The 24,771-nt window shown below is 45.2% G+C and carries 18 protein-coding genes, 1 tRNA gene and 2 rRNA genes; 12 read left to right on the forward strand and 9 right to left on the reverse strand.

The features are described 5' to 3' along the window. From DA100_RS15125 to DA100_RS15135, 3 genes are all read left to right on the forward strand, one after another. Positions 1 to 312 (forward strand): 23S ribosomal RNA (locus DA100_RS15125); the annotation flags it as partial. A gap of 84 nt (positions 313 to 396) precedes the next feature. Continuing rightward, positions 397 to 513: ribosomal RNA gene (gene rrf, locus DA100_RS15130) — 5S ribosomal RNA — on the forward strand. Between the two features lie 73 nt (positions 514 to 586). Then, positions 587 to 677: transfer RNA gene (locus DA100_RS15135), tRNA-Ser, on the forward strand. Between the two features lie 164 nt (positions 678 to 841). Here the strand turns inward: DA100_RS15135 and DA100_RS15140 are convergent. The 4 genes from DA100_RS15140 to glnA form a co-directional block, all read right to left on the reverse strand. After that, positions 842 to 3,382, reverse strand: a complete 2,541-nt coding sequence (locus DA100_RS15140) for a GGDEF and EAL domain-containing protein (RefSeq protein WP_138972892.1) — start codon at positions 3,380 to 3,382, stop codon at positions 842 to 844. Positions 3,383 to 3,516: 134 nt separating this feature from the next. After that, positions 3,517 to 4,920, reverse strand: a complete 1,404-nt coding sequence (glnG, locus tag DA100_RS15145) for a nitrogen regulation protein NR(I) (protein WP_138972893.1) — start codon at positions 4,918 to 4,920, stop codon at positions 3,517 to 3,519. 35 nt (positions 4,921 to 4,955) lie between these two features. Next, positions 4,956 to 6,002 (reverse strand): nitrogen regulation protein NR(II), encoded by a 1,047-nt coding sequence (gene glnL, locus DA100_RS15150; protein WP_138972894.1) that lies wholly within the window; start codon positions 6,000 to 6,002, stop codon positions 4,956 to 4,958. 356 nt (positions 6,003 to 6,358) lie between these two features. Further along, positions 6,359 to 7,768 carry a glutamate--ammonia ligase gene (gene glnA, locus DA100_RS15155; protein ID WP_138972895.1) on the reverse strand — a complete coding sequence of 470 codons (1,410 nt, stop codon included), beginning with the start codon at positions 7,766 to 7,768 and terminating at the stop codon, positions 6,359 to 6,361. Positions 7,769 to 8,243: 475 nt separating this feature from the next. On the opposite strand from glnA, the gene typA reads away from it, so the two are divergent. Further along, positions 8,244 to 10,073 (forward strand): translational GTPase TypA, encoded by a 1,830-nt coding sequence (gene typA / locus DA100_RS15160; protein ID WP_138972896.1) that lies wholly within the window; start codon positions 8,244 to 8,246, stop codon positions 10,071 to 10,073. Between the two features lie 58 nt (positions 10,074 to 10,131). Here the strand turns inward: typA and DA100_RS15165 are convergent, their stop codons facing one another. Next, a complete protein-coding gene (locus DA100_RS15165; RefSeq protein WP_138972897.1) occupies positions 10,132 to 10,773 on the reverse strand; it encodes a DUF2959 domain-containing protein in 642 nt (213 codons plus the stop codon). Between the two features lie 62 nt (positions 10,774 to 10,835). On the opposite strand from DA100_RS15165, the gene DA100_RS15170 reads away from it, so the two are divergent. From DA100_RS15170 to DA100_RS15180, 3 genes are read left to right on the forward strand one after another with little or no spacing between them, the layout of a single operon-like run. Then, positions 10,836 to 11,750, forward strand: a complete 915-nt coding sequence (locus DA100_RS15170) for a virulence factor BrkB family protein (protein WP_138972898.1) — start codon at positions 10,836 to 10,838, stop codon at positions 11,748 to 11,750. Beyond that, positions 11,722 to 12,156, forward strand: a complete 435-nt coding sequence (dtd, locus tag DA100_RS15175; RefSeq protein ID WP_138972899.1) for a D-aminoacyl-tRNA deacylase — start codon at positions 11,722 to 11,724, stop codon at positions 12,154 to 12,156. The genes DA100_RS15170 and dtd overlap by 29 nt, the downstream gene beginning before the upstream one ends. A gap of 51 nt (positions 12,157 to 12,207) precedes the next feature. Beyond that, a complete protein-coding gene (locus DA100_RS15180) occupies positions 12,208 to 13,143 on the forward strand; it encodes a bifunctional GNAT family N-acetyltransferase/hotdog fold thioesterase (protein ID WP_138972900.1) in 936 nt (311 codons plus the stop codon). Here DA100_RS15180 and DA100_RS15185 read toward each other — a convergent pair. The 4 genes from DA100_RS15185 to hslR all read right to left on the reverse strand — a co-directional run bounded on the left by DA100_RS15185 (position 13,101) and on the right by hslR (position 18,420). Then, the gene (locus DA100_RS15185; protein WP_138972901.1) at positions 13,101 to 15,050 is read right to left on the reverse strand and encodes an AsmA family protein; all 1,950 of its coding nucleotides are present in this window, start codon (positions 15,048 to 15,050) and stop codon (positions 13,101 to 13,103) included. The two genes, DA100_RS15180 and DA100_RS15185, sit on opposite strands and share 43 nt — an antisense overlap. A 113-nt stretch (positions 15,051 to 15,163) precedes the next feature. Beyond that, complete coding sequence (pckA, locus tag DA100_RS15190; protein WP_138972902.1) at positions 15,164 to 16,792, reverse strand: phosphoenolpyruvate carboxykinase (ATP); 1,629 nt, start codon at positions 16,790 to 16,792, stop codon at positions 15,164 to 15,166. Positions 16,793 to 17,128: 336 nt separating this feature from the next. After that, positions 17,129 to 18,004 (reverse strand): Hsp33 family molecular chaperone HslO, encoded by an 876-nt coding sequence (hslO, locus tag DA100_RS15195; protein ID WP_138972903.1) that lies wholly within the window; start codon positions 18,002 to 18,004, stop codon positions 17,129 to 17,131. A 29-nt stretch (positions 18,005 to 18,033) separates the two neighbouring features. Next, positions 18,034 to 18,420 (reverse strand): ribosome-associated heat shock protein Hsp15, encoded by a 387-nt coding sequence (gene hslR, locus DA100_RS15200; RefSeq protein ID WP_138972904.1) that lies wholly within the window; start codon positions 18,418 to 18,420, stop codon positions 18,034 to 18,036. A gap of 191 nt (positions 18,421 to 18,611) precedes the next feature. On the opposite strand from hslR, the gene gspC reads away from it, so the two are divergent. From gspC to gspG, 5 genes are read left to right on the forward strand one after another with little or no spacing between them, the layout of a single operon-like run. Next, the gene (gene gspC, locus DA100_RS15205) at positions 18,612 to 19,505 is read left to right on the forward strand and encodes a type II secretion system protein GspC (protein WP_240800933.1); all 894 of its coding nucleotides are present in this window, start codon (positions 18,612 to 18,614) and stop codon (positions 19,503 to 19,505) included. Between the two features lie 35 nt (positions 19,506 to 19,540). After that, entirely contained in the window at positions 19,541 to 21,565 is a 2,025-nt protein-coding gene (gene gspD, locus DA100_RS15210) for a type II secretion system secretin GspD (RefSeq protein WP_138972905.1), read from the forward strand. Further along, complete coding sequence (gene gspE / locus DA100_RS15215; RefSeq protein WP_138972906.1) at positions 21,565 to 23,055, forward strand: type II secretion system ATPase GspE; 1,491 nt, start codon at positions 21,565 to 21,567, stop codon at positions 23,053 to 23,055. The genes gspD and gspE overlap by 1 nt, the downstream gene beginning before the upstream one ends. Next, positions 23,055 to 24,281: a type II secretion system inner membrane protein GspF gene (gene gspF, locus DA100_RS15220; protein WP_138972907.1), complete on the forward strand. Its 1,227-nt coding sequence runs from the start codon at positions 23,055 to 23,057 to the stop codon at positions 24,279 to 24,281. Before gspE ends, gspF begins: the two co-directional genes overlap by 1 nt. 41 nt (positions 24,282 to 24,322) lie before the next feature. Continuing rightward, complete coding sequence (gene gspG, locus DA100_RS15225) at positions 24,323 to 24,766, forward strand: type II secretion system major pseudopilin GspG (RefSeq protein WP_138972908.1); 444 nt, start codon at positions 24,323 to 24,325, stop codon at positions 24,764 to 24,766. Positions 24,767 to 24,771: the final 5 nt, after the last annotated feature.

The raw sequence follows: 24,771 nt of genomic DNA on the forward strand, positions 1-24,771 counted from the left end.
TCGTGAGACAGTTCGGTCCCTATCTGCCGTGGGCGTTGGAAGATTGAAGGGGGCTGCTCCTAGTACGAGAGGACCGGAGTGGACGAACCTCTGGTGTTCGGGTTGTGTCGCCAGACGCATTGCCCGGTAGCTAAGTTCGGAATCGATAACCGCTGAAAGCATCTAAGCGGGAAGCGAGCCCTGAGATGAGTCTTCCCTGACCCCTTGAGGGTCCTAAAGGGTTGTTCGAGACTAGAACGTTGATAGGCAGGGTGTGTAAGCGCTGTGAGGCGTTGAGCTAACCTGTACTAATTGCCCGTGAGGCTTAACCATACAACACCCAAAGGGTTTTGCGGACTCGATGTAAGAACATTGAATGTGTAAGAACTTTAGCAGCTTTCCAGATTAAAGAATTTGCTTGGCGACCATAGCGATTTGGACCCACCTGATTTCCATTCCGAACTCAGAAGTGAAACGAATTAGCGCCGATGGTAGTGTGGGGTTTCCCCATGTGAGAGTAGGACATCGCCAGGCTTTAAATATCGTTACCTGCATTATTAGCATGTAACAACATCTCTAGTGTACTAATCTAGCGATGACAATTTGTGGAGAGATGGCTGAGTGGTTGAAAGCACCGGTCTTGAAAACCGGCATACGTTAATAGCGTATCTAGGGTTCAAATCCCTATCTCTCCGCCACATTGAAAAGCCCGCTGCATACGCAGCGGGCTTTTTCGTTTTACCCAACAATAAAATCATTTCTCACTTATCAGTAATACTGCTGATAGATACTTTCCGTTTCTCTATCGAGAGCCATTTGCTCAAGTACTTGCTTCATCGGGTAGGGTTTAGAGTCCGAATCACTATTTCTTTGTGACCAAGTTGGTTGGCCACTCGGCATAAGGGACTGGTCGGCTGTAGAGAAAACCTTGACCAAGTGAGCAACCTAGTTTGGTAATTAGGCGCTCTTGCTCATACGTTTCAATGCCTTCGGCTACTATGCTGACTCTCATTCCTCGAGTCATGTTAACGATCGCTGCAACAATCGACGTATCGAGATTTTGAGGATCTAGGCTACGAACAAAGGCACGGTCTATCTTAATGCAGTCAAACGGTAGTTTATGCAGATAAGCAAGGGAGCTGTAGCCTGTTCCGAAGTCATCGATCGCAATTTTTACCCCTAGATCTCGGATAGCCTGCAAGTTTTGTATTGTTACTGGATCGTTGTCTACGATGCGTGATTCAGTAATCTCTAAGGTAAGGTTACTGGCTTTGAGGTTTGACTGTGCCAGTATTCTTTGTAGGACTTGGATAAACGTAGGTTGGGAAAGCTGATTAACTGAGAGGTTAACATGCATATTGAATGACTCGTCCCACTTGCCCTCTTTGAGACCCTGAACAGTATCATTGCACGCTTGAGTTAGAATATGCTCTCCTATTGCACCCATTAACCCGCTTTCTTCCGCTAATGGAATAAAATCCATAGGTGGTAGTAAGCCTTGCGTAGGGGAGAGCCATCTTGCTAGGGCTTCTGCACCCACGACTTTGCCACTGTTCAAATCAATGAGTGGTTGATAGAAAGGTAAAAACTCTTTGTGCTCAATGGCATCTTTTATCTTTGCTAACATCATGGTTCTATTTCGAGAGATATCCGCCATTTCCGGACGGTAATAGCTGATGCTTGTCGCGTCATGTTTTGCATTACTTAGCGCGATGCTCCCGTTTCTTAGCCACACCGTCATGTTGGCATCCGGTCCGTCTTCAACAACGCCGACTGAGACGCTGATTAGCACACTCTCTTGTTCAATCAGAAATGGCGATACGAACATTGCAATGATTTGATCTGCAAGGATTTTAGAATTAGCGCAGGTTTGTCGATCGGGTATGTAGATAGCGAACTCATCACCACCTATTCTGGCTAGATAGTGTTGATTGGTGAAAAGGGATTTGAGTCGGCGAGATATAACACTGAGAATCTGATCGCCTAGACTATGGCCTAAACTGTCGTTGATATCTCTGAATTTATTGATTCCCACCAGTAACAAAATACCGTCCAACTTACCGAGAGAATCACACGTATCAATCAAGCCTTCTCGACTATAGAGGTTAGTTAACGAGTCATAAAGTAATTGAGTTCGTAATGCTCTGAATGAGGCTTTTAAGTTGTTGGCCATTTCGTTAAATGCGAACACCAGCATAGAGGTTTCATAGATATTGCCTGGCTGTGGCATATGGCTATCCCAGTCACCTTTCGCAAGACGTTTGGCTGCTGCTGCTGTTGATGTGATGGGTGTCATTATCTGGTTAAAGGCGAGCAAACCAACAACGATGCCGATAAAGCTCGCTATTAATCCAATAACCCAACTATTTCGCTGACTTTCTGGCAGTTTACCGAGTAGATGTGACTCGGAAATAGCAACACCGATATACCATTTCAAACCATGCTCATCGATGTAAGGGGTGAAATGGTTGAAATAGCGATCTCCACTGATATCGATTGTAAAACGTTGAGTCTGGTTCAGTTGGTATAACCCTTGTGATGCTGAATACTCGGCATTGGCTTTGATTATTGGATTTGTATTTTCTGTTGCGAATAGTCGCTCTCCTTTTGGAGTTAAAGATGTACCCCAAGAGACGACATTACCATTTGTTGAGTGAGCAATGAGACGCTTCTTGTCATCGACAATATAGATGAGTGCGTTGGTGTGCTTTTGCTGTTCTTTTAGGAAGGTATTAAACGTGTCGATTTTGACATCAGTTACTACCACCCCTTGGAATTGATCGCCATAAAATACGGGGGTTAGAGCGGATAAGGTGATCTCTTGCCTTTCATCTGCATTGGCATAGATGGATGACCACATGGGCAGACGCATTTTGGCTACGGGGGCATACCATGGTCGGACTCTTGGATCATAGTTATCGATCACCGAGCGAACATTTTCGTTAATGACTTCTCCACGATAAATGACCAACTTATATTGGGTACGATTATCCTGAACCATTAAGGTGTAGCTTTTATCGGGCTCTTTGCGGAAACCTACGTACTCAGCACTTTCTCCGCCGAAGCCGATAACATCGAGTTGAGGGAAGGTATTGTAGAGATCGCGAAAGGAGGTTAGCAAATATTGCTCAATATTAGATGTGTCTCCTGAACGATAAAGTTTATTGAACCCAATAGAGTGGCTGAGAGCAAGACTTGCCTGAAAGGGTTCATTGAGAAAACTATTAAGCTCAAGTCTGACGTTCTCAGTTAGAGCGGATAGTTGTTTACTGCTGATATCGACGACCATCTCTTCATAGCTGTTCTTCTGTACTGCTATGATCACTCCGATTGTAAAGATAAATATCAATACAAACGGCAGTATAACAGCTGTTCTGAGGGTGATCTTTGTAGTCACTTTCATCCGACCCCTTATGCACTGATCGTAATACAAGGCGAGTGACAGAGGGTAAAAACGGTGATTACCATACAAATAATAGACTGCAATCTATCCGTAGTAACCTTCATTTTCCGAGTCGGTTGTTAAGCGACTTGATGTCAGTAAAGCTCTTTGAGCTTTCGGGTCAGGGTGTTTCGTCCCCAGCCTAAAACTTTCGCTGCGTCTTGTTTATGACCGTTAGTATGTTCTAACGCTGCTTCCAAAAGTATACGCTCAAATTCAGGAAGTGCGTAAGAAAGTAGCTCGGTATCTCCTTGAGCAAGAGAGTTTCTTGCCCAGCTTGCCAATTGTTGCTGCCATGAACCTGCTGAACTGACATTGTTGTGCTTTTTGTCCTCAAGCAATTCAGAGGGTAGATCTCCGGGTAGAATTTCTGAGCCACTCGCCATAACAGTCAACCAGCGACAGATGTTTTCTAACTGACGAACGTTACCTGGCCAATCCAACCGATTAAGCGTTTCTACCGTGCTGGGATGCAGTGTTTTGACATCAACACTGAGTTCTTCAGCCGCTAATGCTAAGAAGTGTAAAGTGAGTTTTTCTATATCCTGTTTGCGCTCTCTCAGTGCAGGGATATGAATTCGAATGACGTTGAGGCGATGAAACAAGTCTTCGCGGAAATTGCCTTTTGAAACGAGTTTTTCAAGGTTCTGGTGTGTTGCTGCGACGATACGGACATCCACTTTGATGGGGGAGTGTCCACCAACGCGATAGAACTGACCATCCGCTAATACTCGTAGTAGTCGTGTTTGAATATCGAGCGGCATGTCACCGATCTCATCCAAAAATAAGGTTCCACCATTGGCTTGTTCAAAGCGTCCTTGGCGAACGCTGTTGGCTCCGGTAAAGGCGCCTTTTTCATGGCCAAACAGCTCTGACTCAATCAAGTCTTTTGGTATCGCCGCCATATTAAGAGCAATAAAGGGTTTGCTGGCTCGAGGGCTATGGCGATGAAGCGCATGAGCGACCAGCTCTTTACCTGTACCAGATTCACCGTTGATGAGTACGGAGATCGAAGAACGAGACAGTCGACCAATTGCACGGAATACTTCCTGCATTGCTGGCGCTTCACCAATGATCTCTGGAGGCGTGTAACCTTCGTCAGCCAGTGATGCTTGCTCTTGTCTCTGCTCGTGGCTATGTGTGATAGCTCGCTCAACTAAAGTCAGAGTTTCATCAACATCGAAAGGCTTAGGGAGATATTCAAACGCCCCTTTTTGGTAGGCATTGACCGCTGCATCAAGATCTGAGTGGGCAGTCATGATAATGACAGGAAGTTCAGGTGAACATTCATGTACCTGTTTAAGTAGCTCAATCCCATCAATGCCTGGCATACGAATATCTGAAACGAGTACGTCAGGCGTTTCTCGTTCAAGTGCCATTAAAACGCTTTCAGCATCTGCAAAGGTTTCACACTTTATGTTGGCAGATGAGAGAGTCTTCTCCATCACCCAACGGATAGAGCTGTCATCATCAACAACCCAAACGTATCCTTTACTCATATTGATTTCCTTGCAGCAAGATTACTTTCCATTGTTTAAATGGGTAAATAAATCGTAAATGTGGTTCTTCCAGGCCAACTCTCAACGTCAATTTTACCTTGGTGTTGGTCTATTAAATTTTGTGCTATCGACAGGCCTAACCCTGTCCCCCCTTCTCTTCCGCTGACCATAGGGTAGAAAAGAGTGTCTTGTAGGTCGGCAGGAATACCTGGACCGTTGTCTGTAATTTCGATTCGTGCCGCTAGCTTGCAGCGTTGACCGTGAATATTGGCCTGATGCACTGTTCTGGTGCGAATAGTAATTTCACCGTTTTGTTGCCCATTCAAAATTTGTCCAGCATTACTCACAATATTCAGCAGTGCCTGCTCAATCTGATCCGCATCCATAAGAATTTCCGGCAGGCTGGGGTCGTAGTCGCGTTCGATAGTGACACTCTGGTTGGCTTCGAGATCAACCAACTGACGGACTTTTTCAAGGATAAGGTGGAGGTTTTCTGGGCGCTTTTTCCCTGGTCTTTGTGGGCCCAGTAGTCGATCCACTAAGGCGCGTAAACGATCGGCCTGTTCGATAATGATTTGGGTATATTCAGCTAGGCTAGGATCTGGGAGAGTGCGTTCCAGTAGCTGAGCAGCACCACGTAAGCCACCGAGAGGGTTTTTAATCTCATGCGCAAGGCCTCTAACTAGTAGCTTTGCGGCTTGTTGCTGAGCATGTTGATTCAGCTCTTGGGACAAGCGACGTTGCTGGCCTATTTTCCTCATTTCAACCAGCAGCATTATTTTTTTATTCCAAGATATTGGGCTTACAGTCACTTCAAGCATCAATGGTTTGCCATCGACAACAAAGGTGACATCGCTGTCAGTAATGCCTTGTCCACTTTGTAGTGGTTGTGACAGCAGTGCAAGATCCAGTGAGGCATGCTGGATTAAATGTGATAGTGGATGATTGACTATTCGCTTAGCACTTTGAGAAAACAGCTGTTCAGCCGCAGGGTTGGCATACTTCACCTGTAGCGACTCATTCATAATCAGAATTGCGGTCACCTGGTGATTTAAAATAATGTCATTGAGTTTGCTATCCACTGCTTTCTCCCCATCCTTGAACTTGAATTGTGCGACGCACCAAAATGGTGCGGTTAATAATTCAAGTATGGCGCATTCATTATAAGAACTGAAGCCAAATAGCACCGTATACTGGGCTTTTGGTGTCGATTTAGCTCAACTACTCGCTACCTTGATAGCAAATACACCGTTATCGTTATCTATAATGCAATAAGCTTGCCGCCTATAAGCTATTGAATTACAAAAGAGTGATGGGTTATCAAATGACTAGAACTGCGTTTGTTAACTCACCATTTTGGTTCAGATAATAAAAAGGCTCGCCGAGTGGCGAGCCTTAATCTTGTCTATGGCAACATTCTGTTGCGCACTTAATTCGATTATACAGAGTAGTAAAGTTCGAACTCTAGTGGGTGCGTAGTCATGTTTACTTTCTCTACGTCCTGAGACTTAAGGTCGATGTATGAATCGATAAAGTCGTCAGAGAATACGCCGCCAGCAGTTAGGAACTCACGGTCAGCATCTAGTTCAGCTAGAGCATCTTTTAGTGAGTAAGCCACTGTTGGGATTTCTGCTGCTTCTTCAGCCGGAAGATCGTAAAGGTCTTTATCCATCGCTTCGCCTGGGTGGATCTTGTTCTTAATACCGTCAAGACCAGCCATTAGCATTGCTGCGAAACATAGGTATGGGTTAGCCGCTGGGTCACCAAAACGAACTTCGATACGACGTGCTTTAGGGCTTGGTACCACTGGGATACGGATAGAAGCGCTGCGGTTACGTGCAGAGTAAGCAAGCATAACTGGTGCTTCGAAGCCTGGTACAAGACGCTTGTACGAGTTAGTTGATGGGTTAGCAAATGCGTTGATTGCGCGAGCGTGCTTGATGATACCACCGATGTAGTGCAGAGCCATTTCAGATAGGCCGCCGTACTTGTCACCAGCAAATAGGTTAACGCCATCTTTTGCTAGAGATTGGTGAACGTGCATACCAGAGCCGTTATCACCAACAAGTGGTTTAGGCATGAATGTCGCTGTTTTACCGAATGCGTGAGCAACGTTGTGTACAACGTACTTGTAGATTTGGATTTCATCAGCTTTAGTCGTCAAAGTGTTAAAGCGAGTCGCGATTTCGTTCTGACCAGCAGTAGCAACTTCGTGGTGGTGCGCTTCAACAACAAGACCCATCTCTTCCATGATTAGACACATTGCAGAGCGGATGTCTTGTGAAGAGTCAACTGGAGCTACTGGGAAGTAACCACCTTTAACACCTGGACGGTGACCTTTGTTACCTTCTTCGTAGTCAGAACCTGTGTTCCAAGCTGCTTCTACGTCGTCAATCTTGAAGAAAGAACCAGACATGTCAGTGGCGAACTTAACGTCGTCAAATAGGAAGAACTCTGGCTCAGGACCGATAAGTACTGTGTCAGCAACACCAGTAGAACGCATGAAGTCTTCAGCGCGCTTAGCGATAGAGCGTGGGTCGCGGTCATAACCTTGCATAGTTGCAGGTTCAAGGATGTCACAACGGATGTTTAGTGTTGCATCTTCTGTGAATGGGTCAAGAACCGCTGATGATGCGTCAGGCATCATTACCATGTCTGATTCGTTGATGCCTTTCCAGCCAGCAACAGAAGAACCATCGAACATCTTACCTTCTTCGAAGAAGTCTGCGTCAACTTGGTGAGAAGGTAGAGAGATATGCTGCTCTTTACCTTTAGTATCAGTAAAGCGTAGGTCAACAAACTTAACTTCGTTTTCTTGGATCAGCGATAGAACGTTTTCTACTGACATCTTGGATAACCTCCAGTGTTATTAATTCGGTATTAGCGTGATTTGAAATAAATCCAGCATTGATTAATTTCATTTCAATCGTATTAATCGATGCTGATTTTACTAAAGCCAAAACCGTGCCAAAAAATTATTCCATTAATTTTCAATAAATTAGCGGGCTAGGTGTAAATATGATGCACTGTTTTGCACCAAAATGATCTTGCATTGCACTAATTTGGTGCGTTGGTGTGGTTATGCACCAATAGTAAACAAAATCGATTCCATTCAGCCGAGTTTTGCCCTTGATGTCAATGAGGATTTCACCTTACTCAGAGGCAGCTTGCGTTTCATCAATAAATTATCTTCGCAAAAGTAGCGAATCAGATCACATATTTCTGGGTTTTTCGCTAGAATCTGGTACATTATGGCCGTTTTTTTAATCAAATAGGTTTGCCGAGATTTTCGGCGAGCTACTTATATCGAGCGAATCAAATCCATGGCTACTCCACAGATTGATAATTTAAGAAATATCGCGATCATCGCGCACGTTGACCACGGTAAAACAACACTGGTTGATAAACTACTACAGCAATCAGGTACTTTAGAGTCTCGCGGCGAAGCTGAAGAGCGAGTCATGGACTCAAACGACATCGAAAAAGAGCGTGGTATTACCATTCTTGCTAAGAACACAGCAATCAACTGGAATGATTACCGCATCAACATCGTAGATACTCCGGGACACGCGGACTTCGGTGGTGAAGTTGAGCGTATCATGTCTATGGTTGACTCTGTGCTACTTATCGTTGACGCAGTTGATGGCCCAATGCCTCAAACGCGTTTCGTAACGCAGAAAGCATTTGATCACGGTCTTAAGCCAATCGTTGTAATCAACAAGATTGACCGCCCTGGCGCTCGTCCTGACTGGGTTATGGATCAAGTCTTCGACCTATTCGACAACCTAGGTGCTACTGACGAACAGCTAGATTTTAAAGTGGTTTACGCTTCAGCACTTAACGGTTGGGCAACGCTTGAAGAAGGCGAAACTGGCGAGAACATGGAACCACTATTCCAAACTATCGTTGACGTTGTTGATGCACCAAATGTTGACCTTGATGGTCCACTACAGATGCAGGTTTCTCAGCTAGACTACAGCTCTTATGTTGGTGTTATCGGTGTTGCACGTGTAACTCGTGGTAGCGTTAAGCCAAACCAACAAGTAACAGTGATCGGTGCTGACGGTAAGACTCGCAACGGTAAAGTGGGCACAGTAATGGGCTACCTAGGCCTTGAGCGTCACGAAGTTTCTGAAGCGAATGCTGGTGACATCATCGCGATTACAGGTCTTGGTGAGCTGAAAATCTCTGACACTATCTGTGCGCAGAACCAAGTTGAAGCACTGCCGGCACTGTCTGTTGATGAACCAACAGTAACAATGACGTTCCAAGTAAACACGTCTCCGTTTGCAGGTAAAGAAGGTAAGTTCGTTACTTCACGTAACATTCTTGAGCGCCTAGAAAAGGAACTTGTCCACAACGTTGCACTGCGTGTTGAACAAACAGACGATCCAGACAAATTCCGCGTATCAGGTCGTGGTGAGCTTCACCTATCTATCCTGATCGAAAACATGCGTCGTGAAGGTTTCGAGCTAGCAGTATCTCGTCCAGAAGTTATCATTAAAGAAGAAAACGGTCAGCTAATGGAACCGTTTGAAACGGTAACTATCGACGTGATGGAAGAGCATCAGGGCGGTATCATGGAAAACATCGGCCTACGTAAAGGTGAGCTGAAAGACATGTCTCCTGATGGTAAAGGTCGTATCCGTATGGATTTCGTTATGCCATCTCGTGGTCTAATTGGTTTCCAAACAGAATTTATGACTCTAACTTCAGGTTCTGGTCTTCTTTACCATACGTTTGATCACTACGGCCCACACAAAGGCGGTAATATCGGTCAACGTATCAACGGTGTGTTGATTGCTAACGCAGCGGGTAAAGCGCTAACTAACGCACTATTTAACCTTCAAGAGCGTGGTCGCTTATTCATTGGTCACGGTGTAGAAGTGTACGAAGGCATGGTTATCGGTATTCACAGCCGTGATAACGATCTGACGGTAAACGCACTTAAAGGTAAGCAGTTAACTAACGTTCGTGCATCTGGTACTGATGACGCACAGGTTCTTACTCCGCCAATCATCATGACACTAGAGCAAGCTCTAGAATTTATCGATGACGATGAGCTAGTAGAAGTCACTCCTGAAAGCATCCGTGTACGTAAGAAATTCCTAACGGAAAGCGATCGTAAGCGTGCTTCTCGTGCAGCTAAGTAATCTGTAACGGATTAAATTGAATAAGCCCTGAGCGATGCTCGGGGCTTTTTTTTATCCGTTATTTTTGGTTTAGTTTCTGTAGGAACTTATCTGATTCAGTAATGGCTGCGTTCATTTGTTTAATTGCGTATTGAATATCTTGCTCTAAGCTTGTGAACTCACCTTGCAGTGCGCCAATGGCACTCGCGTTGAGGTTATGTTTTAAGTAGAGAGTGTTGTCACGCAGTGTATTAAGCACTGGTGTCATCTTATCTTCAGCACGTTTCATCGCCGACAGCATTGTGTTGTATGAGCGTTGAGTCTCTTTTAATTTTTGCTCACTGGCGCGACGGAGCTTGCTGCTAGTGTAGAGTTCGAGCTCGCTTTGCCACTCTGCAAATAAGGCATCAGAAACATCTTCAATGGCCGCAATTCGATCACTCACTTCTTGTGCCGCTTTCTCGCTATCTTGATACTTGTCATTGATTTGGTTGTACACCGTTTCCAGTTCACCACCATCAAAGTGAGTTAAAGCCGAGAGAGCTTCCAAAGCACTGGTAAATTCTTGTTGGGCATCTTGTTGTGATTCTTTTGCATCTTCGACACGATCCACCATGATGTCGCGTTTGTGGTAGCCTACTTGTTCCATTGCGGAGTAATAGGCTGATTGACATCCTGTTAAGGTAAAAATCGACAATACAATCGCCAGTAAGTACGGCATGATGGGTTCCTTTCCTTTAGAATTAGAACGTTAGGATGACTGAGTTAGTTGGGAGATACAAGTTGAAAATCGAGCCATTGATTAAGCAAGCGGTGTTGTTTGTACGCTATCTGCTGACCCGTATGGGACATGATAGAGTCAATGTGAATGCGGGATATCTTGCTTACATTACCTTGTTATCTATCGTACCAATGTTGACCGTATTGCTTTCTGTTCTTTCGTCTTTTGCGATATTTGAAAATGCCGGTGACGCGATGCAAGACTTTGTTATTACCCACTTTGTGCCTGCGGCTGGAGATGCAGTAAAGGGGGCGTTGCTGGAGTTTGTCGCCAACACTGGCAAGATGAGTGCAGTGGGTGGTGTTTTTCTTTTTGTTGCCGCGTTGATGTTGATTTCAAATATCGATAAGAACCTTAACTACATTTGGCGAGTTAAACAAAAGCGCCGCGCTGTATTTTCATTTTCGATGTATTGGATGGTTTTGACTCTTGGTCCAATTCTGGTTGGTGCCAGTATAGCCGCGACGTCTTACGTTACGTCTTTGAAAATTATCGAAAGTGAAGCCATCTCAGGGATTTATGATCTACTGCTGCGTTGGTTGCCGTTTCTGTTATCTTTCTTCGCGTTTGTTGGTTTGTACCTTTTGGTACCGAATAAAAAAGTTCGCATTTCCCATGCTATGGTGGGGGCAATTGTCGCGGCACTGCTGTTTGAAGCAAGTAAAAAAGGCTTCGCGGCCTATATCACTCAGTTTCCCTCGTACCAGCTGATCTATGGGGCGTTAGCGGCTATTCCTATTCTGTTTGTTTGGGTGTATCTGTGCTGGCTTATTGTACTCGTTGGTGCCGAAGTTACCGCTGCTCTGGGAGAAAGAGAGCAGTGGAGCGAGCCCAAAGAAGTGGTACACTCAACAAAAATTCAAGTTAAACCGTCAGAAGGAAAGCACAGTGATAGCCCTGATCCAAAGAGTGAGTGAAGCAGCCGTACGCGTAAATGGTGAAGTGGTTGGAGAGATAGACAAAGGTCTACTTGTGCTGCTAGGGGTAGAAAAAGACGATGATGAAGCAAAGGCGAAGCGACTAATGGAGCGTGTGACGACTTATCGTGTTTTTGGTGATGATGAAGACAAAATGAACCTCAACGTCCAACAAGTTGAAGGTAAAGTTTTGGTGGTCTCTCAGTTCACTCTTCCGGCTGACACAAAAAAGGGCACTCGAGCGGGATTTTCTAGAGGTGCTCATCCAACGGAAGCTGAGCGCTTATATGAGTACTTTGCTGATCGCTGCGCAGAGGTTCTTCCTACGGAACGCGGACGTTTTGCTGCTGATATGAAGGTGTCTTTGGTCAATGACGGCCCAGTCACCTTCTGGTTACAAGTATAATTATAAGAAATAGTGGGGAGACACTATCTGTCTCCATAAAAAAGGATTTTTATGTTTAAGCTGATCACGCCAAAAACAGAGAACCAACTCAATAAGTATTATCACTTTCGTTGGCAGATGCTAAGAGAGCCTTGGCGCATGCCGATTGGCTCAGAGCGTGATGAATACGATCCTATGAGTCATCACAGCATGATAGTTAATGGACGTGGCTTACCTATGGCGATTGGCCGTCTTTACATAACCCCAGATAGCGAAGGTCAGATTCGCTATATGGCGGTAAAAGGTAATCGACGCAGTAAGGGGATGGGTTCATTAGTCCTCGTTGCTCTAGAGTCGTTAGCACGCCAGGAAGGTGCCAAACGACTGGTTTGTAATGCCCGAGAAGATGCCATTTCGTTTTATGAGAAGAATGGATTTGAACGACGTGGTGAGTTGACCGATGAGCGTGGACCTGTTCGTCACCAACAAATGGTGAAGCAACTCGATCCGATGGCTAATGTATTGCGTAAGCCAGAATGGTGTACAGAGTTGCAAGAGCGCTGGGAGAATCAGATTCCTATTAGTGACAAAATGGGTATCAAAATCAACCAATACACAGGCTATCAGTTTGAGTGTAGTGCGCAGCTAAATCCGAACTTAAACCCTCACAATACGATGTTTGCTGGCTCGGCTTTTACTCTCGCCACCTTAACTGGCTGGGGTCTAACCTGGTTGCTAATGAAAGAGCGTAACCTCACTGGGGATATTGTATTGGCTGACAGCCAAATTCGTTATCGTCATCCAGTCACGCAGAACCCCGTTGCATCTACATCCCTTGATGGCATTAGTGGTGACTTAGACCGACTGGCTTCTGGTCGCAAAGCACGTATTGTGATTCACGTGACTATCTACAGTGGAGACAAAGCTGCGGTGGACTTTGTGGGTACCTACATGCTGCTACCGAACTACAAAACTGTGCTGGGCCCTGCTTCCAAATCAAAATCATGACTATCGATGGCCTTCGGCAGCGGAGGCTCCTTGTCGCTACAGGTTTGTTTAATCACATTCGCTTTACCTAGAACATCAGACCAAAGCTCTTGGCATTTCTGTTCAGCTTTCAGTAACAAAGTAGCAAATTCAGGTTTGGTGAGATCGACTTCACCCGCTATTTGAGCGTTATCATTTCCTCCCGCAATCACTATGCGTCCTCTGTCAGCGCGAAGCGTGATCTCGCTGAGCTCTAATGTTTGTTGGTAGTTTTTTTCACCATCAAGGCTGACCGCATCTAGCTGAGTTTGATGTAGTTGAGTGAGAATATGCCCCGATAGGCTATGAGATAGCATCGAGTAGTCACCAGATAACCCTTTAAGTTCGACTTCTGCTTCTGCCAATCCTGATAGCGAGAACGGCATTCGTTGTTGCAGAAGATAGTGGTCTAATGGAAGTCCATCGGCATGTACCGAGAGTGACCAAGGAGCGCTAACAGAGTCTCTGTCCCAAATCCCTGACGCTTCGATATAGCCTTGCTCTAAAGGAATAAACGCACGCTCAAGGGTGACCAGATTGTTTTCTGCGTGGGCTTTCACGTGTGCCTGAGTGGCGATCAGTTTGTCGATGCTTGCCGCGTTAGCGCTGATGTCTAAGTCTCCTGACAACAGTCCTGCTTTGTTTTCGTCGATTAATGTTAGTTGCGAACCGGTCACGTTTAGCCCAGAAACTTGCCAGTATGGGCGTTTTTCTACCTGAATAAATTGGCTGTTCTCAACCTTAAGGGTTTCGATGGTTAACTTACTGAGGTTGGCCACCATTTCGGTAAAGGCTGGGATGGCGAGTTCGGTTTGCTCCAGCCACTTTATACCTACGATCTTGAGTTGCTTCAAAGATACTTGTTTAGGGCTGATCGTCCCCTGTAACTGAACTCTCCCTTGTTGAAAATCTGCGTCAAACTCTTCAATCGTGACTTGTTGTGGTGCAAATGCCAATCTCGTTCTAGGGGAGAAGAGTTGTACTTGTTGATTACTGATACTTTCGGCATCAAAAGAGACATATCCACTTTGATGCTGCCACAGTGAATCATTGAGTGAGAGGTTTTCTAGCGACGCGTCAAGTTGTTCGAAGCGCCAGTGCCCATAGTTAAATGAACTACTGAGTATATCGAGGCTATTAATGTGATTGATCGGCAAGCTAAGGTTATTTAAGGTCGTGACCAGTTGCTCAACTTGCTCGCTTTCTGGCAAAGAGAGCTTGTCGATGGTGACATTAACTAACGACCAACCTTGGGAATACTGCTCTGCTTGCCCAGAAAAAACAGCGCCCCGCCAGTTAAATGAGCCACCAAAAATCGTACTATCTTCTTCCTGATAACGCATATCGATCAGCAAGTTATTCAGCGCCTCGCCTTGCATATAGAGCTGTTCAGCCGAAAGTTGGATATCACCGTAAGGTAAGGATTGGCTGTTGGTAACCCAACGAGGCTGTTCGATTTGCAGATTGACGCCGCGAGCTGACCATCTTGGTGCGCTAATGTCGACATGTTTCAACGCGAGCTGGTGGACGTATACACCACCAATGAGTTCTGCATATATTGCCTCAAGATTAATTGTGGCACCTTCTATTAGAATCGAGTCGAAGGAAAGTTTGTTCTGTTGCCACGGTATTTGGCTAAGCCAAAGCGTCACTGCTGGCAGCATGATGACACGTTCAGAAGATTGAATTTCAACATCACTGAGTTTGAGTTGAAAGGGGGCCGTATATTGCACGCCAGAAGTGGTTATTGAGTAGGGAGTAAGCTTGCTGATTAGTAAGTTGACCGCTTTAGGAGCGTATTGTGATTGCATCACGATATAAAGCGTCAAAATAGACAGAGTGGCAATACTGACAAGCAGGATACTCAGCAGCAACAGTGCTTTTTTCACGATGAATCACTTCCCTTAATGATTAGTGATACTAGCTTGGAACAAATTTTGGTTTCAGGCAACAAAAAGCCCCTCAAATGAGGGGCTTAGATAGACAAATAGTAAATAGGTCACTAATCGAGCTGAGGACCAGCGGCGACAAGAGCCTTACCTTCATCATTATCAGTGTACTTATCAAAGTTATTGATAAAGCGAGTAGCCAGATCTTTTGCTTTGCTTTCCCATTGCAGTGGATCTGTGTAGGTATCACGAGGATCTAGGATGCCAGGGTCAACATCGTGAAGCGCTGTTGGTACTTCAAGGTTGAAGATTGGGATGTGCTTCGTCTCAGCGTGTTCAATTGAACCGTCTAGAATCGCGTCAATGATGCCACGAGTATCCTGAATCGAAATACGTTTGCCAGTACCGTTCCAGCCAGTGTTCACTAGGTAAGCTTCAGCGCCTGCAGCTTCCATACGTTTCACGAGAACTTCTGCATATTTGGTTGGGTGTAGCGTTAGGAATGCTGCACCGAAACAAGCAGAGAATGTTGGTGTTGGTTCAGTGATGCCTCGCTCTGTACCTGCTAGCTTAGCGGTAAAGCCTGATAGGAAGTGGTACTTAGTCTGCTCTGGAGTCAGTTTTGATACCGGAGGAAGAACACCAAACGCATCCGCAGATAGGAAGATAACTTTGTTTGCGTGGCCGCCTTTTGAAATTGGCTTAACGATGTTTTCGATATGTTCAATTGGGTAAGAAACGCGAGTGTTTTCAGTTTTTGAACCGTCATCAAAGTCGATTGAGCCATCCGAGCGCACTGTTACGTTTTCTAGAAGAGCGTCACGACGGATTGCATTGTAGATATCTGGTTCTGCTTCTTTAGATAGCTTGATGGTTTTTGCGTAACAACCGCCTTCAAAGTTGAAGACACCATCGTCATCCCATCCGTGTTCGTCATCACCGATCAGTGCACGCTTCGGATCGGTGGATAGGGTTGTTTTACCTGTGCCAGATAGACCAAAGAAGATCGCGACATCACCGTCTTTGCCCATGTTGGCGCTACAGTGCATCGATGCAATGTCTTGTAGCGGAAGGAAGTAGTTCATCATCGCAAACATGCCTTTCTTCATCTCGCCGCCGTACCAAGTACCGCCGATAAGCTGCATGCGCTCTGTGAGGTTGAATACTGTGAAGTTTTCAGAGTTGAGGCCGTGTTCTTGCCACTTCTGGTTGGTACATTTTGCACCGTTCATGACAACGAAGTCTGGCTCAAAAGTTGCGAGCTCTTCTTCGCTTGGACGAATGAACATGTTTTTCACAAAGTGCGCTTGCCACGCCACTTCTGTAATAACGCGAATACTTAAACGCGTGTCTGGGTTAGCACCACAGTAACCATCGATAACGAATACTCGTTTACCAGAAAGCTGGCTAGTCACAAGCTCTTTTAAATCATTCCAAACAGCCTGGTCGATTGGTTTGTTATCATTTTTTAATGAATCTGAAGTCCACCACATATGTTCTTCAGTTGTCGAATCTTTGACGATGTATTTATCTTTTGGTGAGCGGCCGGTAAAAATACCAGTATCAACAGCGACAGCACCTAATTCGGTGACTACGCCTTTTTCATAGCCTTCCAGATCAGTGCGAGTTTCTTCTTCGAACAATACTTCATAGCTAGGGTTACGAATAACCTCCTTTACGTTTTGAAGCCCGTGTTTGGTAAGATCAATTGTTGCAGCCTTTGTATGTTCCATAACGGTCATAGGTGCTCCTTATCGGAATATTTGTAGGGATTTTGTAATAATTTTTTAATTTTTGTCTGCTCACCATGCTAGCAATGGGCCTCAGATAAAACAGGGATATAGCTCAAAAAATATCCGTAATCTTATTGGGGTTTTAAGCGACACATCACATATTGGTAGAGCTAGTTTATCGTGTGCGCAAAGCTTTGCGCTAGAGCAAAGTCATTATTAATTGTCTAAAATTAATAGGTTAATTTATTACGGCGAAGGCTAGGTATAGCGAGGTTTTGATCACAAAAAGGCCAGCGAGTACTGGCCTTTTGAAGGGTAAATTACAGACTTGATAAGTCGTAAGAATTAATGCAGCGTTTTGTTACCAGAATTTGCTTGATTAAACAGCTCTGATACTTCTGCTTCGTCGAACGAATAGTTCGTGCCGCAGTAATCACAATGTAAAGAAATTGAACCAATCTCTGCCAAAATGTCATTTATTTCCGTACGATCAACAGTAAGAATTGCTGCGCCGCTACGTTCACGAGAACAACCACAGAAGAACTCAACCGGCTGAGGTTCGAACACGCGAACTTTCTCTTGGTTGTAGAGACGGTATAGAAGCTCATTTGCTTCTAAGCTAAATAGCTCTTCATCTTTAACGGTGTTGGTGAGTTGCTCTAGGTGCTCGAAATCATCCGGCGTACCAGTACCATCTGGCATAACTTGGATTAGCATACCTGCCGCATGCGCCTTGCCTTCATATTCACCAGTACGTAGCCATAGGCGAGTTTTTAGCTGCTCAGAGTTGGCAAAGTACGTTTCTAGAATCTCAGATAAGTTTTCGCCTTCAAGACCAACAATACCTTGGTAGCGCTCACCTTTCTTAGGATCAATAGTGATCACTAAGTGACCTTTACCCATCAGGTCATGAATCGTTGCATCGTCAGCGATGTCGCCTTCAAAACGTGCAACACCACGAATCTTCTGATCGTGATCGCCATTGATGACGGCAAGCGACACAGGACCGTCACCCTGAAGTTGCATTGTAATTGAGCCTTCAAACTTCAGAGTTGCTGTCAAAAGTGTTGTTGAAACCAATAGCTCGCCTAGCAACTTCTGAATGGGTGCTGGGTATTCCTTGCTAGAAATAATACGTTGGTAAGCTTCATCCAATTGTACCAACTCGCCACGAACAGAAAGGTCTTCAAATAAGTAGCGGTTTAAAACATTGCTTGCCATGTGGCGTTTCCTCGTAAATCTGGTTGAGCTTATTGGTGCTTAAATTTAATGATGTCGCGGCGCTGTTTTTTATCTGGACGACGCTCTGGGCTTGGATTGTGAGCATGAAGTCTGCGACGTGTCGCGTTTTCTTCGCGCTTACTAATACTCTCAGCGGTCTCGGAATAGAGCAGTTGAGCTTCGGGAGCTCCACGGCGTTGATCTGAGATTTGCTCAATAACCACGGTTTTCTCTTCTTGGCCCTGCCTTAAAGTGATGATCGCCCCGAGTTCAACAGCTTTGCTAGGTTTACTGCGTTGCCCATTATAATGGACTTTGCCACCATCGACCATATTTCGAGCGATGGAGCGAGTTTTATAAAAGCGCGCAGCCCATAGCCATTTGTCGAGCCTTACCGCTTCGGTTTGGGAACCCATGGTGATTTTTACCCTCTAAGGTGAATATTATTGATGCCCTGTTACATGCACTAACAATGGTGACGAGTGTAGGTTTTTTCAAGCAAGATCATAAAAATTGGCATAGTCTGTCGCTTGTTCTGATACAATTCAACGCTATTTATCTGATAAACTACGGTAAATTCACCTAACCCAGCAAAGAAGGAACTTGAGTGAAGCACAACAGCATGAATACGCTAATGAAGTTAGGTGAAGCATTTAAGCAACAGCAAGTACAGCAAAGAGTAAGCTTTGCGGTCATGTTCATATTGCTAGCAGTCACAGCATGGATAGCTGGACAAATGATTTGGCAACCATGGAGCATACCGAGCGTATCCAAATGGCAGCCTTCTAACGTGGTGAGACAAGAAACGACCAGTTCGTCACAAATAGACCTATCTAACCTGCAAAATAGCCATCTATTTGGCCAATATCAGAGCAATGCGCCAGTGATTGAGCAACCCAAGGTTCAAGCTGCACCTAAGAGTCGTCTTAATTTGGTATTGGTTGGTGTTGTAACCAGTTCTGTTCCAGAGAAGAGCTTGGCGGTTATCGCGAATAAAGGTACGCAAGCAACCTACGGTTTGAATGAAATGATTGAAGGGACGCGAGCAAAACTGATTCAGGTGCAGCAAGACCGTGTGATTATTGATAATTCAGGTCGAAACGAAACCATCATGCTTGAGGGATTGAAGTTCACTAAGCCAGCCCCTCAGGTAATAGAAAGCAGTAGCAAACAAATAGTATCGAATGCATCTCAAGATACCTTGGATCAGATACGCGAAGAGATTCGTAACGACGCAAAAATACTCTTTGAATACGTACGAATGTCGCAAGTAAAGCGAGATGAAGAGGTGGTCGGGTATCGATTGTCCCCAGGTAAAGATAAAGCTCTCTTTGAAACTATTGGATTACAAGCAGGTGATATTGCTACGGCGATCAACGGACTTGATTTAAAAGACTCAGCGTCAATGGGTGAAGTTTGGCAAAACTTGTCGCAGATGAATGAAGTGACTTTGACTGTTGAACGCGATGGCCAGTTATTTGAGATATACATTGAATTATAAGATGGACGTCGTGACGTCCTCTCGAGGAGTGAAGAGTGAACCATTGGCTTAAAAAAAGCGCATGGCTTTTAGCGGGAAGCTTACTAGTATCACCAACAGTGTCGGTAGCTGATGATTTTAGTGCCAGCTTTAAAGGCACAGACATCAGTGAGTTTATCAATATAGTTGGACGTAACTTAGAGAAGACGATCATCGTCGATCCTTCTGTGCGCGGTAAGATTGATGTACGTAGTTACGATATGTTGACCGAAGAGCAATATTACAGCTTTTTCCTCAATGTACTCGAAGTCTACGGTTTTGCTGTTGTTGAAATGGACAATGGCATTCTGAAAGTGATTAAAGCAAAAGATGCGAAAACGTCAGCCGTCCCTGTTGTAGGAGATGGCCATATCAATGGTGATGAGGTTGTTACTCGTGTTGTTGCTGTGCGAAACGTGTCGGTGCGTGAGCTTTCGCCGTTGTTGCGTCAATTGAACGACAATGCGGGTGCGGGTAACGTTGTTCACTACGATCCAGCGAACATTATCTTAATTACTGGACGCGCAGCGGTTGTGAATCGCTTGGCTGACATCATTAAGCGTGTAGACCAAGCGGGTGACAAAGAGATCGAGGTGGTAGAGCTATCGAACGCGTCTGCGGCAGAAATGGTGCGAATCGTTGAAGCTTTGAATAAAACGACGGAAGCCAAAAATACTCCAGCATTTTTGCAGCCAAATTTCGTCGCTGATGACCGCACCAACTCGATTTTAATTTCCGGTGATCCCCAAGTCCGTCAACGTCTGAGAAAGCTTATCCAACAGCTAGATGTTGAAATGGCATCCAAAGGTAATAACCGCGTCGTTTATCTTAAGTATGCCAAAGCGGAAGATTTAGTTGATGTCCTAAAAGGTGTGTCTGATAACTTACAAGCGGAGAAGTCGACGGGTACTAAAGGTAGCGGTACTCAGCGTGGTGAGGTGATGATCGCCGCTCACCCAGAGACGAATGCTCTGGTCCTTACTGCTCCGCCAGATATTATGATTGCTATCCAAGATGTCATTGCCCAGCTTGATATCCGTCGCGCACAAGTACTGATTGAAGCCTTGATCGTAGAAATGGCCGAAGGCGATGGTGTTAATCTTGGCGTTCAGTGGGGCAACCTAGAAACTGGCGCGATGATTCAGTACAGCAATACTGGCGCCTCGATCGGTCAAGTGATGGTTGGTCTGGAAGAAGCGAAAGATACCACGACCACGACGGCTGTTTATGACTCCGACGGCAATTTCCAGCGCAATGAAACCACCACTGAAGAAGGTGATTATTCTACGCTTGCAGCAGCATTGGGTGGCGTTAACGGTGCCGCGCTGAGCATAGTAATGGGCGACTGGACAGCACTGATCAGCGCTGTGTCGACTGATTCCAATTCCAATATTCTATCTTCACCAAGCATTACCGTAATGGACAATGGTGAAGCCTCTTTCATTGTTGGTGAAGAAGTGCCGGTTTTGACTGGTTCAACATCGGGATCGAACAATGACAATCCATTCCAAACGGTCGATCGTAAAGAAGTGGGCATCAAACTGAAAGTGGTACCGCAAATCAATGAAGGTAACTCAGTTCAGCTGAATATTGAGCAGGAAGTCTCTAACGTACTGGGTGCCAATGGTGCTGTCGATGTACGTTTTGCTAAGCGTCAGCTTAATACTTCTGTGATGGTTGAAGATGGTCAGATGATTGTCTTGGGGGGGTTGATTGATGAGCGCGCGCTAGAGAGTGAGTCGAAAGTGCCTATTTTGGGTGATATCCCATATTTAGGTCATCTGTTTAAGTCAACCAGCACACAGGTTGAGAAGAAAAACCTCATGGTGTTTATCAAGCCAACCATTATTCGTGATGGTATGACTGCGGATGGTATCACCCAGCGCAAATACAACTTTATTCGTGCTGAGCAGCTCTACAAGGCAGATCAAGGTCTTAAGCTGATGGATGATGCGCATATTCCGGTTCTACCAAAATTTGGTGAAGAAATTCGTCACCCAGTAGAGATTCAAGCTTTCCTTGACCAGATGGATAGCAAGTAATGGATGTAGCAGTTACGCCGGATTTTAAGCGTTTACCATTTAGTTTTGCCAATCGGTTCAAGCTAGTGCTTGAACCGACTGAAGCGGGAATGGTGCTCTATTACGTTGAACCTATTTCAGTCCAAGCTTTGTTAGAAGTGAAGCGTTTTTGTGCCCAGACTTTTTCATTGCAGTCGATCAGTATCGAGGCGTTTGAAAGCAAACTAACCGAAGCCTATCAACGAGATTCTTCTGAAGCTCGTCAGCTAATGGAAGATATTGGCGCTGATAGTGATGATTTTTTCTCCTTGGCTGAAGATTTGCCACAAGATGAAGACTTACTGGAATCTGAAGATGATGCGCCGATTATCAAGTTGATTAATGCCATGCTAGGTGAAGCGATCAAGGAAGGTGCTTCAGATATCCACATCGAGACATTTGAAAAGAGTCTTTCTATCCGTTTTCGTGTTGACGGTGTGCTCCGCGAGGTACTTTCACCTAGTCGTAAACTAGCGCCGTTGCTAGTCTCACGCGTAAAAGTGATGGCTAGACTTGATATTGCTGAGAAGCGAGTACCACAAGACGGCCGCATTTCTCTGAGAATCGGCGGTCGAGCGGTTGATGTGCGTGTTTCAACGATGCCTTCTTCGCATGGTGAGCGAGTGGTTATGCGTCTACTCGACAAAAATGCCACACGGTTAGACTTGCATAGCTTAGGGATGACCCCGTCAAATCATGATGCATTTCGCGGCATGATTCAGCGACCACACGGTATTTTACTGGTTACCGGTCCGACTGGTTCGGGTAAATCAACAACCTTGTATGCAGGGTTGACGGAGATTAACAGCAACGAGCGAAACATTCTTACCGTCGAAGATCCGATTGAGTTTGATATTGATGGTATCGGTCAGACTCAAGTCAATCCAAAGGTTGATATGACGTTTGCTCGAGGCTTGCGTGCGATTCTTCGTCAGGACCCTGACGTGGTGATGGTGGGTGAAATTCGTGACCTTGAGACCGCGCAGATTGCAGTTCAAGCGTCTTTGACTGGTCACTTAGTGATGTCGACGCTCCATACCAATACGGCAATTGGTGCCATTACTCGTTTGAGAGACATGGGCATTGAGCCATTTTTAATCTCCTCTTCACTTCTTGGGGTTCTTGCACAACGTTTGGTTAGAACCTTATGCCCTAGCTGTAAGGAACCATATCAACCCGATGCCGAAACAAAAAAATTGTTTGCTACCGAGCCTGAAGCAGAGCTGACCTTATATCGAGCTTGTGGCTGCGAAGCGTGTAACTTTAAAGGTTACCGTGGGCGTGCTGGTCTTTATGAGCTTTTGGTCGTGGATGAAAATGTCCAGGCACTCATTCACAGTGAAGCGGGTGAGCAAGAGATAGAGAAGCATATCCGTCAGCATACTCCAAGTATTCGGAGTGATGGTTTGAGTAAAGTCCGTCAAGGCATTACGTCACTTGAGGAAGTAGTGCGAGTGACTAAGGAAAGCTAATGGCGGCATTTGAATATAAGGCTCTCGACGCTAAAGGCAAAACCAAAAAAGGCGTGATTGAAGGCGACAATGGTCGGCAGGTTCGAGCTCGGCTTAAAGAACAGGGTTTGATTCCAGTCGAAGTGAGTGAAACTCGCCAGCAAGCGAAAAAGAAGAGCGAACAGCCGTCTTTATTTCAGTTTAAGCGAGGTTTAAGTACACCTGATCTCGCTCTAGTGACCCGTCAACTGGCGACACTTGTTCAGTCCGGTATGCCATTAGAAGAGTGTTTAAAAGCCGTTTCCGAACAGTCAGAAAAACCTCGTATTCGCACCATGTTGTTGGCAGTGCGTTCCAAAGTGACAGAAGGTTATACCTTAGCGGACAGTTTGGCGGATTATTCTCATGTATTTGATGATCTGTTTCGCTCAATGGTTTCTGCTGGAGAAAAGTCAGGTCATTTGGATTCGGTTTTAGAACGATTGGCAGATTATGCGGAAAATCGTCAGAAGATGCGCTCCAAATTACAGCAGGCATTGATATACCCTGTGGTGCTGGTGGTGTTTGCGATCGGTATCGTCGCTTTCCTACTCGCGGCAGTCGTACCGAAAATCGTTGGTCAATTTGTACAGATGGGTCAGGAGTTACCTCAATCTACCCAGTTTTTGCTCGCTTCAAGTGAGTTTATTCAGAGCTGGGGGCTACAACTTCTTGTGGCCGTTATTGTGATGACTTATCTGTTTAAATACGCTTTGAGCAAGCCGAATGTACGTCTCAAATGGGACCGAAAAATTATCGCGATGCCACTGGTTGGGAAAATTGCTCGTGGGCTGAATACTTCTCGGTTTGCTCGTACATTATCGATATGTACCTCGAGCGCAATCCCTATCTTAGAAGGTATGCGGGTCGCGGTGGATGTTATGTCGAACCATTACGTCAAACAGCAGGTCTTAATTGCTACGGATAATGTTCGTGAAGGTTCAAGTTTGCGTCGAGCTTTGGAGCAGACCAAACTTTTCCCTCCAATGATGCTCCACATGATAGCCAGTGGTGAACAAAGTGGTGAATTAGAGGCGATGCTGACACGTGCTGCGGATAACCAAGATGCAAATTTTGAATCAACGGTGAATATTGCGTTAGGGATCTTTACTCCAGCACTGATCGCTCTTATGGCTGGGTTGGTTCTATTTATCGTTATGGCGACGTTAATGCCAATTTTAGAAATGAATAATTTAATGAGTTCATAATAGCTTTGAGCTTATCGAAGCTGCTTGTCGTGGAGAAAAAAATGAATAAGAAAATGAACGTTCAGAAAGGCTTTACTCTATTAGAGGTCATGGTCGTTGTCGTCATCCTAGGGATTTTAGCGAGCTTTGTTGTTCCTAACTTATTGGGTAACAAAGAGAAAGCGGATCAGCAAAAAGCAATTACTGACATTGTTGCGTTAGAGAATGCGCTTGATATGTACAAGTTGGATAACAGTGTTTACCCATCAACAGATCAAGGTCTTGAAGCGCTGGTAACGAAGCCATCAAATCCTGAACCACGCAATTATCGTGATGGTGGCTATATCAAACGTCTACCATCAGACCCATGGGGCAACGACTATCAATATTTAAGCCCAGGCGACCACGGCAGTATTGATATCTTTACCTTAGGTGCAGATGGTCAAGAGGGCGGTGAAGGCGCTAACTCGGATATTGGTAACTGGAATATTCAAGATTTTCAGTAAGACAT

The organism is Vibrio sp. Hep-1b-8, assembly GCF_006124995.1.
Lineage (GTDB): Bacteria > Pseudomonadota > Gammaproteobacteria > Enterobacterales > Vibrionaceae > Vibrio.